The organism is uncultured Lactobacillus sp. (assembly GCF_902491705.1).
Taxonomy (GTDB): Bacteria; Bacillota; Bacilli; order Lactobacillales; family Lactobacillaceae; genus Lactobacillus.
This window is the reverse complement of record NZ_CABUIW010000059.1, coordinates 1-13028: the sequence shown is the minus strand read 5'-3', so window position 1 is coordinate 13028 and position 13028 is coordinate 1. Positions and strand designations below refer to the sequence as shown.

10 protein-coding genes are annotated in these 13028 nt (G+C 34.4%); 9 read left to right on the top strand and 1 reads right to left on the bottom strand.

Annotated features, from left to right (window positions below):
* Positions 1–123: 123 nt before the first annotated feature.
* Entirely contained in the window at positions 124–1161 is a 1038-nt protein-coding gene (locus tag RDN22_RS09595; RefSeq protein WP_308557808.1) for a glycosyltransferase, read from the bottom strand.
* A 144-nt stretch (positions 1162–1305) separates the two neighbouring features.
* Here RDN22_RS09595 and RDN22_RS09590 point away from each other — a divergent pair, with 144 nt between their 5' ends.
* From RDN22_RS09590 to RDN22_RS09550, 9 genes are all read left to right on the top strand, one after another.
* Positions 1306–3042: a phosphotransferase gene (locus RDN22_RS09590; RefSeq protein ID WP_278558708.1), complete on the top strand. Its 1737-nt coding sequence runs from the start codon at positions 1306–1308 to the stop codon at positions 3040–3042.
* Between the two features lie 28 nt (positions 3043–3070).
* Positions 3071–3757 carry an NTP transferase domain-containing protein gene (locus tag RDN22_RS09585; protein WP_308557806.1) on the top strand — a complete coding sequence of 229 codons (687 nt, stop codon included), beginning with the start codon at positions 3071–3073 and terminating at the stop codon, positions 3755–3757.
* 4 nt (positions 3758–3761) lie between these two features.
* Entirely contained in the window at positions 3762–5252 is a 1491-nt protein-coding gene (locus tag RDN22_RS09580) for a BCCT family transporter (protein WP_278558705.1), read from the top strand.
* 236 nt (positions 5253–5488) lie between these two features.
* A complete protein-coding gene (locus RDN22_RS09575) occupies positions 5489–6970 on the top strand; it encodes a hypothetical protein (RefSeq protein WP_308557805.1) in 1482 nt (493 codons plus the stop codon).
* Positions 6971–8077, top strand: coding sequence for an acyltransferase (locus RDN22_RS09570; RefSeq protein ID WP_278558703.1), 1107 nt, complete (start codon positions 6971–6973; stop codon positions 8075–8077).
* Positions 8078–8121: 44 nt separating this feature from the next.
* Complete coding sequence (locus tag RDN22_RS09565) at positions 8122–8277, top strand: hypothetical protein (protein ID WP_308557803.1); 156 nt, start codon at positions 8122–8124, stop codon at positions 8275–8277.
* 92 nt (positions 8278–8369) lie between these two features.
* Positions 8370–9473 carry a hypothetical protein gene (locus tag RDN22_RS09560; protein ID WP_308557802.1) on the top strand — a complete coding sequence of 368 codons (1104 nt, stop codon included), beginning with the start codon at positions 8370–8372 and terminating at the stop codon, positions 9471–9473.
* Positions 9474–9651: 178 nt separating this feature from the next.
* Positions 9652–11229: a peptide chain release factor 3 gene (locus RDN22_RS09555; protein ID WP_278558701.1), complete on the top strand. Its 1578-nt coding sequence runs from the start codon at positions 9652–9654 to the stop codon at positions 11227–11229.
* Between the two features lie 21 nt (positions 11230–11250).
* Positions 11251–12951: a hypothetical protein gene (locus RDN22_RS09550; RefSeq protein WP_278558700.1), complete on the top strand. Its 1701-nt coding sequence runs from the start codon at positions 11251–11253 to the stop codon at positions 12949–12951.
* Positions 12952–13028: the final 77 nt, after the last annotated feature.

Here is a 13028-nt window from a genome sequence, read left to right as displayed (position 1 = left end):
AAGATCGCCGGTAGGCTATCTATATTTAGTATTAATTCTAAAAAAAGAAGAACCGCTCAGAATTTCAAATTGAAATTCCGAACGGTTCTCTTGTTTAAAGAGACTTATGTCACAGCCCCTTTTTTAGCATATTTGCTTAATAATATCATCTAGTTTAGCGAAATAATTATCATTGTAGAATTCATTAATACTATTTTGAGTTTTCTTTTTGTCTTTAATATCTTTAATTTTACCAATTATTTCAGTAAGTTTATCAATGTTGCCTGGTTCATAGGAGAAACCATTGATCTTGTCTTTAACCACATCATCATAACCGTCAAATTGACTGGAAATGACAGGAACACCACGTGAAATTGACTCTAAGAAAACCATTGGTAAGCCTTCAAAGTTAGAGGTTAAGATTACTCCATCAATGTTCTTATCTTTAAGGTAGTGCCACGGATCTTTCTGCCAGCCAGCCCAAGTAACTTTTGAAGTAATTTGATTCTTGTCGATATAGTTCTTACATTTTGCTATTTCTTTTTTTGAACCATTCCCCACTATAAATAGGTTAGTATTAGAAGAATTTTTCAAACCGTCAAAAAGTTCTTTCAGATTTTTTTGGCCTTTAAAAGAGATCCTACCGATATAGGCAATATTAACTCCATCATGTTGCTGGAAATGCCAAATACGTTCTTGATTGATAGGATTATAAATCACCGCGATTTTCTTTTCTGCCACTCCCAAACTTACCAATTGCTTCTTAATTTTATTACTGATTGCTAAATGGTAGTCTGCATATGTGATGTCATGCGGATTAAAAAGATCTTGATCAACTAGAGAAAAGTGAATCCAGGAAATTATTTTAAAATTTGATAACTTAGCTTTACGAAGGAGTGAAGAAAGTTTAATAAATGATGGACTAAGTGAAATAAGAAGGTCATTTTTCTTAATAGAAAAAGCTTCTTGTGTGAAAGAGAGTAGCTTAGAAAATTTACCTGAATAATTTATAATTTTAACTTTTACATTAGAATTTAACTTACTTAACCAGTAATCATTATCTGGAGTCCCAAAAATAATTAATTCAACTGGGTTGCTTTTTGCAAAATGATTAAGCACTGAGACTAACACTGTTTCAGTTCCACCATTTCCAGAGAGGTGAGATGCAACAAATTTAATCATTAATACTTTCCTTCCATGACGTTTTAATGATTTAACTATACACCAGACATAAAGAACAGTAAATTTACTTTTAGCAATGATTGTGGATAGTTATTAGTAGTGTTAAAATTGTTTTGTTCAATTTTATGTAAGAGGATAGAATATATGAACAAACAATTACTAGATTTATTCAAATTAAAATTAAAAAAGCCTCAAGCAACTCAAAGAGACTTGGCAATTCAGCTGAATATCTCTTTAGGAAAGGTTAATCAGTTATTAGATCAGTTAAAGCAGAATAATCTCTTTAATGAGGAGCTGTCTCTAACGATTAATGGAAAAGAGTACATTAAAAATCACCATCCTCAACAGGCAGTCATTTTAGCTGCTGGCTTTGGGATGCGGATGGTTCCCATTAATACTGAGGAGCCTAAAGGATTGCTAGAAATTAATGGAGAACCGTTAATTGAGCGCCTGATTAAGCAGCTTCAAGCTAAAGGGGTCAATCGGGTTAAAATTGTTGTTGGCTTTATGAAAGAGCATTATGAATACTTGATCGATCAATATGGGGTTGAATTAGTAGTTAATACTAAATACGGTGAATGGAATAACCTGTATTCATTGTATCTGGCTAAGGATTACTTAGAAAATAGTTATATTGTTCCGTGTGATCTTTGGTTTAAGAACAATCCGTTTTCAGAACTTGAAGATCAAGCATGGTATATGTTTAGTCGACAAACTAATTCGGGTTCAAACTGGCAAGTAACTAATCGAGGAAACATTAAGCCGGTTAATCAAGACGGCAATAGAATGGTCGGCCTCGCATACCTGAATAATGAGTTAGGAAAGCAATTGAAACAACGATTAATTGATCGGGTAGAATCTCGTGATGGACTTAATCAGTTTTGGGAATCGACTTTAGACTTTCATGGCTCGGTGATTAATGCCAACTTAGTTGATGATCATGATTATGCTGAAATCAACTCTTATGAAGAATTACGTGATCTTGATGGTAATTCCAATCATTTAAAGAATGACGCAATTGATGTGATTGAACAAACGTTAAACGTTTCCGGAGAAGCAATTAACCAGATTCACGTTTTGAAGAAGGGAATGACTAATCGTTCCTTCATCTTTTCTTGTCAGGGGAAACGGTATATCATGCGGATTCCTGGAGCAGGGACTGGTCAACTAATTAATCGTCACCAAGAATACGATGTTTATCAAAGGATTAAAGGGTTACCTTATGTGGAACGGACCTTGTATTTGAATCCCCAAAACGGCTATAAACTAACTGAGTTTATTGAAAACTCCCGAAATTGTGATCCTAATAATTGGGACGATGTTCAACAATGCATGCACCTATTGAAACAAATGCACCAGGAGAGCTTAAAAGTTGATCATCAGTTTGATTTAGCTGGTCAAATTAATAAGTATGAGCAGTTACGCAGTGCTCCGTCTGCTTATCGTGATTACGGCAAAGTTAAGCAACAAGTGGAAAAGCTCTTGCAATATATTGAGCGGTTGGATAAAGAGTGGACGTTATGTCATATTGATGCCAATGCCGATAACTTTGTTTTTGATCAACAAGGGAATATTTTCTTAATCGATTGGGAATATGCTGGAATGCAGGATCCCCATGTTGATATTGCCATGTTTGCAATTTACTCAATGTACGATCAGTCACAGATCGATCACTTAATCGATTTATATTTTGAATATTCAGTCAGTGAGGTTATTCGGTATAAGATTTACGCTTATGTTGCTATTTGTGGCCTGCTTTGGAGTAATTGGTGCGAATATAAGCAGTCATTAGGCTTAGACTTTGGTGAATACTCATTAGCTCAGTATCGGTACGCCAAAGAGTACAGTCAAAAGGTACTTCGGTACTTGGAAAGGAAATAAGATGGCAGAAATAGAAAACGCAATTATTATGGCAGCCGGGTTGGGAACACGAATGCGTCCGTTAACCTATAAAACGCCTAAACCGCTGATTAAGATTGCGGGGAAACCAATGATTGAATCAGTAATTAAGGGACTGCATCAAAATGGAATTTATGATATTTCAATTGTTGTCGGTTATTTAGCCGAGCAGTTTAATTATCTGGGAGAAAAGTATCCAGGAGTAAAGCTGATTAATAATCCGTACTATAACCAGTACAATAATATCTCGTCATTGTATGTGGCTCGTAATGAATTAAAGAACACGGTAATCCTCGATGGTGATCAATTAGTGATGAATCCAAAATTACTGAAGAGAGAATTTACCCATTCTGGATATGCCGGAGCGAAGATTAGTCAATTTACTGATGAATGGATTATGCATCCCGATCAAAATGGTAAGATTTTACGATGCGATCGTTCAGGAAATGATCATGGTTGGCGCCTATATAGCCTATCAAAATGGCAGGCGGAAGATAGTCTGCATCTGAAAGACTACTTAGAAGCAGAGTTTGAACATGCTCATCATTACGATATTTACTGGGATGATATTGCCATGTTTGATTACTTTGATGAGTTTTCGTTATATGTAATGCCAATTGCGACTAATGATATTATCGAAATTGATAGTGTCGATCAGTTGAAGCGGGTTGATCAACAATTGACTAAGAGAGGATAGGATCGTGAAAAAGTATAAACAAATTGACTGGTCCTTAGTTACTATTCCGATTATTGTTGTTTTTGGCTTGAGCTTTTTATTAGAACGTTTTCCCAAAAATTCACAACTCATTTTGGAAGGCATTCGGTCATTCTTAAATAATCAATTATCATTTCTCTATATTTTGGTGGGATTGTTCTTCTTTATCAGTACGCTGTACGCTGCTTTTTCAAGAATTGGCCGAATCAAGCTCGGTGATTCAACAGACAAGCCCGAATATTCAAACCTTCGCTGGGGAGTCATGATTTTTACTTCGACCATGTCAGCCGATATTATCTTTTACGCCTTATGCGAATGGCTAATGTATTCCAGTGAGCCGTTTATCAAGCAAAAAGGGACAACGATGGAATGGTCGTTAACTTATTCGTTGTTTCATTGGGGACCGATTGCTTGGTCGTTTTACCTAATGTTAGCGGTGGCATTTGCCTATATGCTATATGTGACCAAAAACAAACGACAGAAATTTTCAGAAGCCTGTCGACCATTGCTGGGTAAATATACTGATGGCATAGCGGGGAAATTGATTGATTTAATCGCTATCTTTGCTTTAATTGCAGGAACAGCGACTACCTTTTCCATGTCCATGCCCTTATTGTCGCAAACGGTTGGGGCTCTATTTGGTATTCATCAAGTTAAACAGTTGTCTATTTTTCTGATTTGTGTGGTTGTCTCAATCTATTTGATTGCTTCAGTAATTGGAATGAAGGCAATTTCGCGATTAAGTACAATTTGTTATGTCTTCTTTATTGGCTTATTACTCTATGTTTTACTTTTCAGCGGTTCTTTTAGTTATATTGTTGATGCCGGTGTCCAGGCAGTGGGGAATTTAGCTCAAAATTTTATCGGGATGGCGACGATAACTCATAGCCATGGTTTTACCCAAAACTGGACAATCTACTACTGGTCATATTGGATCGTTTGGTGTGTGGCAACACCGTTTTTTATTGGTAGTATTAGTCGGGGACGAACAATTAAGGATGTAGTTTTACGAGGTTATGCTTGGGGACTAGGCGGAACCTTCTGTGCTTTCATTGTACTGAGTGGTTTTGGGATGTCTCGTCAAGTCCGAGGCTTGGTCAACGCTACTCAATTAATCTCAGATGGTCAAAACTACGCCCAGGTAGCTATTAAGTTAATGGAAACATTGCCTCAGTATCGAATTGCATTGATTCTTTTAGCATTAGCGATGATTGGTTTATATTCGACAGTGTTTGATTCCATTACTATGGTTATTTCTAAATATTCATATAAGCATTTATCAATCGAAGAAGAACCCAGTAAAGCGATTCGGGGCTTTTGGGCAATTGTGTTTATGGTATTACCAATGGCGCTGTTAATCAGTAATAGTAATATGTATAATATTCAATCGGTAGCCATTATTGCGGCATTACCAACTATGATTGTGATGATCATGATTGTGGTTGGGTTTTATAGGGAGAGTAGGAACCATGTTTAGAGGGAAAGTCACATGAAAAAGGTAAGTCAAATAAGAATTGGAACACTGCTAATAGCCTTAGTGATATTCTTTATATATTCGACTGAATGTCAATTTAATGGGGGGTAAAATTATTTGGTGATGGTATCTTTCATGTTCAGCGAATTTTAGAAATTCGAAATTCATTCTTACATTTAGAGATACCTAATTGGGTAAATTTTTCTACTTTTTTTGGAATAGGACAAGCAGTTAATGGGATGTGTCCAGATATTACCCTATGGCCTTTAGTACTCATGACTATTTTCTTATCTCCGCAACATCAAGTTGTAGCGATTAGTTTTTTGATATTTTTCCTTACATTAGTTGTTACTTGGCTTTGCTTGAGTGGCAGGACAGATAATATTGAAATGTCATTTTACCTTGCTACGATCTACACCTTTTCAGGATATACTTTGTATCAATTCTTAAATGAGATTCAACCTGGTGCTGCAATAATAAATATTTTTGTCTTTCCAATTTTCTTTGTTAGTAAAGAGCTATTAGATTCAAAGAAAATTGACATTATCTTAATTTGTAAGTTCTCACTCTGTGTTATCCTTATAGGACTTTCACATTTACTCAGTTTAATAGTATATGGTCTCCTTTTAGGAAGTGTCGTTTTATTTCGGATTTTTCAAAGGAAAATTAGTGTATCTTTTTTTGTTAATGCTTTCTTAAGTTTTCCGTTAGTCTTAGTTGGGATGTCCCCAATTATATATCGTGTTTTGAAAATATCTAGTTCGGGTATATTAGAACCCTTTGGTAAGGGACATATAAAAGCTGCCACTTTACCGAAAATGCTAGATTTTATTTCATGGTGGTCGCGGGAACAACTATCTATTGCTGCATTGGCACTATTAATAATTGTATATTGCTTTTTTAATTCGAATATGAAAAGTAAATTAATTAGATTGTCAATCCTAGAAGGATACATGTTTATCCTTTGTTTAAAGATTTTTCCATGGAAAGTATTTAATCATGTTCCGTTAATTAACAATTTACAGTATACTCCGTGGCGGTTTGGAATATGGCTTTCAGTAATTCCAATTATTATGTTTGCTGATAATTTTAAGAACTATCAGCAATTTATTGGAATTAAAATTAGTCATATTTTGGCACTTTTATCAGTAATTTTGAGTATTTCTGCACAGTCTTATTTAATAAGTGGTCAGGTTTTAAGATTAAATAATGATGTTATTGCACAGATAATGGACACTACTCCTATAGCTTCAGAGCAAAAAAAGGCTATTATGGCTATGGGAGAACATCCAGACTACTTTCCTAAGGTAGAGAATGTAAAGAATAGAAAATACGAATTATTGCCATCTAGATTGGATCAAATATGGAATCAAAAGATTAAAGTAGAAAATAAATCATATGACTTTGTAGAAAAGATAGGTGAGCAAAATCTAAGTTTTTATGTAAAAAACATAAAAAGAAAAAAAGGGGTAAATATTGAATTACCTATTTTGGGTTATCGAAGCCTAGATTATCATATTGCTTTGAATAATAAGAAAGTGCAATATAAGGTTAATAAACAAGGGAATATGGTAATTAATAATGTTGATATAAAGATGAATTCTATGAAAATAGATATACAATTTATAATGCCTAGGGTATATAAGATCCTCCTTATTATTTCGTTTATATCAATATTATTTATGTTAATATCGATTATTAGAAGTTACAGGAGAAAATAATTGAAAGCAAAAAGTCGTAATTCGAGTATTGAATTGCTCAGAATATTAAGTATGTTTACGATCGTACTTCATCACTATGCATTAAAAGGAACTTTTGATTGGAATCCTTACAATCCTAAATACTCAGGTGCAATTAAAGTTAACTTGTTCCTTCATTATTTTGGCAAGCTAGGCGTAGTACTTTTTGTTATGATTGGAGCATACTTCTTATGTGAAAAACAGTTTAATTTTAGACGTCCATTAAACTTGATTATTACTACAGCATTTTATAGTTTTGGATTATATTTCGTATTTAAACTATTTGATCCAACCGGAATATGGGGGACTGATAGTATAGTTAGAGTGTTGTTACCGTTTCCTTTACCAAGTGGATATTGGTTTGTGTATTCATATATTGTAATGCTTTTTGCAATGCAATTTTTGAATATCATTATAAGAAGTTTAACCAGGCAAAAATTGTTATTGCTAATAATTGGCTTGATTTTATTGTGGTCGTTCCTTTCAATTGGCTTACAAATATTTGATAATAAGCCTGACACGTTTGTCGATAGTTTTGGATATACACCAACTACTTATTTCTTTTTAATATACTTTGTCAGTGCTTATATTAGAAAATATAGTGGAAAGGTTTTAAATTCTAAAGGTTACACAATAATTGGTACGTTAATATGCATATTAATAGCGATACTCCTGTCAGCTTTAGCAATTAATGAAAAGCTATTTAATGGAATTGCTGATTTATTTGATGTAAATAGCCCTCTTGTTCTACTTACGGCTATATTTATATTTTCTTATTTTAAGAACATCCAATTTAATAGTAGGATAATCAACTACATTGCTGGTTCAATGTTCGGTGTCTATTTGATTCATGAGGATTCGTTTGTTAGACCATTTATTTGGCAAAATATTTTTTCTTCAAAGGTATATGCTGGCTCTGGAATTGAGTACTTATTGGCAGGATTGCTATTTTCATTAATTGTTTTTATTAGTTGTATTTTAATAGATATTATTTTTAGAAGATTAATTTTTGAAAAACTTATTAATGAGTTATCGGGTTATATAAGTAATTTTCTTAATAATTTAGAACGAATTTTTGAAAAAATCTAAAAGTTAATGCAGATGGATCATAAAAATTATTTAAGGAGTAAATTATGAAAAAAGTGTTATTAAATAAGGAAAGAATCATAAATCATTTAACTTTATTATTTGTAGTTGTATTTATGACAAGTTGGTTATATTTAGCACCACGAATTGGCGACGATGTTCAAGATATGAAAGCAGTTAAGGGGGGATCCCCTCCATTCTAACGAATATTTTAACCATGGATATTGGAATGTGGCATCATTGGTCTAGTCGGGTTTTTATTAATTACTTAATGTTTGTTAATGAGCCTGAAAGTATGAAATGGATTTTTGCCTTTGTTACTGGATTGATGACGGTTGGATTGATTATTGGATTAGTAGCGCTATTTAGAAATCAGCATTATTTACCGCTATTCTCATTATTAGTTTTACTTTTTTCGTGGGAGTCAATGTCAACAGCTGGATGGATAGCAACTATTATTACTTATTGGTGGACACTATGTACGGGTATCTTTGCTTTATATTTGATTAATACAGAATGCCACGGTTGGAAAAAAGCAATTATATTATTTTTATCAACAATCTTGTTTTTATTTGCTTTTAATAATGAGCAATTATTGGCCTTTGGAACAGTAATTTATGTTGGTTGGTTAATTTATCAACTTATGCATAAATTATCATGTATCTCATTTTTACCCGTACCATTTGCTTTAATAGTTAATTGGATAATTCTTTTAACTTGTCCTGGTAACAAGTTGCGGTATGATAGTTCGGTACATAATTTATTTAGAGATTTTAATAAGATGACAATGATTAATAAAATTGATCTTGGTGTCTTTGTAACTGGACACTGGTACTTGTTCACAATGGTTCCAGCAGTAATATTATTATCAATTTTATTTATTATGATAAGTAGAAGTAGTAGCGTAAATAATAGCGTAAGAATTCTGAGTTGGATTCCATTACTAGGTATTTTAATGGGGAACAGTTTAACTTATATATCATCACATACCCAACGATTAAAGAGACTCGTCACGATAGATCAACATGGATGGATGTGGGAAATTAGTCAGAATGCAACAGGCCAAGGGTTTCAATATTGCTTGATCATCGTGATTTTTGGAATAATGACGTATTTAATATGGAAATTATTTGGCAAGCAGGCATGGCTTGCAGAATTGATTTGGATAGCAGGCTGGCTATCTCGAATATCAATGGGATTTACTCCTACAATTTATGCATCTAGTGATCGAACATTCATATTTTTAACAATGGCAATGCTCTTCTTATCAGGCTGGCTAATTATTAAGTATCGTCAAGCATTAATTAAGAGTTCTTTGTCAATTGTCTTTTTAATTTTACTAGCAATTACATGGGCGCCAGTCATTGTTCGTATGTTGATTCCGGATAAGTATATTTAAACGAAATTTAATTAACTTTGTAGTCCCTATAGTTAGATTGTTAATCTAGTTACAGGGGCTTTGATTATGGATTTGACCTCTATGTTCAGCTATTTTTGTTAGTTGTAACTCTATTGATAATAGATTAAACTGATGTAGATATTATACAAAATAAATCACTCAATGAAAGGAAAATAAAATGTCACCAAAACAACTTGCTGAAGCAGTTAATAAGCGGCGGACATTCGCCATTATTTCTCACCCGGACGCGGGTAAAACGACAATTACTGAACAACTCTTACTCTTTGGCGGGGTTGTTCGTGAAGCGGGTACTGTTAAGGCCCGGAAGACTGGTAATTTTGCCAAGTCTGACTGGATGGAAATTGAAAAGAAGCGGGGGATTTCTGTTACTTCATCCGTAATGCAGTTTGATTTTCAAGGTAAACGGATTAACATCCTTGATACTCCAGGGCACGAAGACTTTTCTGAAGATACTTACCGGACTTTAATGGCGGTTGACTCTGCAGTGATGGTGATCGACTCTGCTAAGGGGATTGAGCCACAAACGAAGAAGCTTTTCCAAATTTGTAAGATGCGGGGGATTCCGATCTTTACCTTTATGAACAAGTTTGACCGGGATGCCCGTGATCCACTAGACTTGTTAAACGAGGTTGAAGAGACTTTAGGAATTGAAACTTATCCAATTAACTGGCCAATCGGTTCTGGCCGGCAATTTAAGGGGATTTATGACCGCTTTAACCGCCGAGTTGCCCTAACTCACCCCGTTGATGAAGATAATCCATATTTGCCGTTGGACGATGACGGTAATGTTAAGGGTGACAATCCATTGGCTAATGATGGTGAATGGCAAGATGCTTTAGATGAAATGGAATTAGTGGATGTTGCTGGTAACCAGCTCGATCGGGATAAGATCGCTGCTGGAGATCAAACGCCAGTCTTCTTTGGTTCTGCATTAACTAACTTTGGGGTGCAAACTTTCTTGGAGACTTATCTTCAGTTTGCTCCAGCGCCAAGTGATCATCATACAGAAAATGATGGGGATGTAAAACCGCTCGATCCAGAATTCTCCGGTTTTGTTTTCAAGATTCAAGCCAACATGAATCCTCGACACCGGGATCGGATTGCTTTCGTCCGGATCTGTTCAGGTGAATTTGACCGGGGGATGGATGTTACTCTTGAGCGAACTAAGAAGCCAATTCGTTTGTCTAACGTGACTGAATTTATGGCAGATACCCGGGAAAACGTTGAAAATGCGGTCGCTGGTGACATTATTGGGTTGTATGATACTGGTAACTTCCAAATCGGTGATTCGATTTATACTGGTAAAAAAGACATTAAGTTTGAAAAGCTTCCACAATTTACCCCTGAATTATTTATGCGAGTAACGGCAAAGAACGTGATGAAGCAGAAGTCCTTTCATAAAGGCATTAACCAGTTAGTTCAAGAAGGGGCAGTGCAATTGTTCCGTTCATACACTTCTGGAGACTATATCCTCGGTGCTGTTGGTCAACTTCAGTTTGAAGTTTTCAAGTTCCGGATGCAAAACGAATATAACTCCGAAGTAGTGATGGAACCAATGGGGAATAAGACGGCTCGCTGGATTGATCCAGATCAACTCGATGAGAAGATGTCGTCATCGCGGAATATCCTTGTTAAGGATATTCACGATCAACCATTATTCCTGTTTGAAAATCAATTTGCTGAGAACTGGTTTAAGCAAAAGTATCCTGATGTAAAGTTGACGGCGAAGTTGTAGGAAAATTATTGGGAGAAAGTTATGATAAAAAGTGTAAAGGCTGGGAACCGAGACTATAAGGAAGTCTTAGCTATAGTAGGAATCATTATTTTTACTGCAGTAATGATTATTCCTTTCATTATGACTGGTCAATTGGGAGTTCATTCAGATTGGAGTTTTCATTCGGCAAGAGTGCAGCAAATCTATCTGAATTTGAAAAGAGGGCAATTTCTAACTTATATAGGCACAGATACCTTTAGTAAAGTTGGTAATGCTAATTTCCTATTTTATCCAGTTATTTTTCTTTATCCTTGGGCTTTCTTAAAATTTGTATTCGCACCAATAACCGCATATTTGATATACATATGGTTGTTATTTATCGCAACGGGATTAACTGCGTTTTTCTGTATGCAATCATTTAGTAGAGGAAAAACGTTACAAGCTTTCTATTTTTCTATAATATATTTAATCGCGCCATACCATCTCTATCTGACATTAACAAATTATGTACTTGGAGAGGCAATAGCTTATACGTTTATACCAATAGTATTATTAGGTATGTATAACTTATTGTATAAAGGAAAATGGGTAACATTAGCTATTGGAATGACTTTGATGGCGTATTCCCATTATGTTAGCCTTTTTATCTCTGTAGAGGTGTGCTTGCTCATAAGTATTTGTTATTTAATCCAAAATAAAAGCATTGAATTAAGCCAGCTGTTTTCATTACTAAAATCTATAGTATTATTTATGCTTTTATCATTTTGGCAATTTGTACCATTAGTTACTGATTATGTAGGAAAAGGATTGGCAAGTCCTAAGCCTGGATTTTGGTTAATGCAAAACTTAGGTGATTTTATTGCCTTTGCTTTCTCAAATAGTGCCACAAATGGGGGCATTGGGCTAGTCCTAATTGTTACTGCTTTGCTTGGATGGAAATTTATTGATAAAAACTCTAAGTATATGTGGGCTTACCTATTGGGAATCTTATTGTTGCTGATGATAACAACAGTATTTCCGTGGCAGTATTTTAGTACTACCCCATTAGCGATTATCCAATTCCCATATCGGTATACCAGTTGGGCAGTTGCTTTTCTATCCATTGCATTATCTAAGGGATTATTTAATATTAAATTTCAAGATATTAAAGGATATCGTATTTCCATGGTACTAATAGTAGTATTTATGCTTTTATATGCAGGAAGTGTATATTCTGACTACGCTAGAAATATTCAAAAGGATGGCAGTGTTCCAATATTATTTTCAAAGCGAAAGGGAGAGTACAGGACATTACGGGATTCTAGAGATACACCGATAATTATTAACAATAGAAACTATGATTATCAGTTTTCCTATGGAGCATTATATGGTGAAACTGACTATATGCCTATGGCTGCTTTCAATAATAGTAATTCTATTTTTAATCATGTATCTTATATTAATGGCAAAAAAGAAAAAATTAAACAGGAGGACTTGCCAAACCAAATTGTATATACTGGTAACTTTAAGAAAAATGACATTGTCAATTTACCCTCATTAGCTTATACAAATACAGTAGTAAAAGCTGATAACAAAACAGTCCCTCATCAAATTTCAAAGCGAGGAACTGTAGAAATAAAATTATTACAACATACAGATCGATTTATAGTAACTTACGCTCCTACTAAGATATTACTAGTAGGATGGATGCTTTCTTTGATAACTTGGAGCATCGTAATAGGTGTGCATTTTAAAGAAAAATAATTTAAGAAGAACTCTTTCTAGGGAGAGTGTCAATAATTTTGTGTACTTTTGAAAATCCTTCTCTGTATGAAATGCTT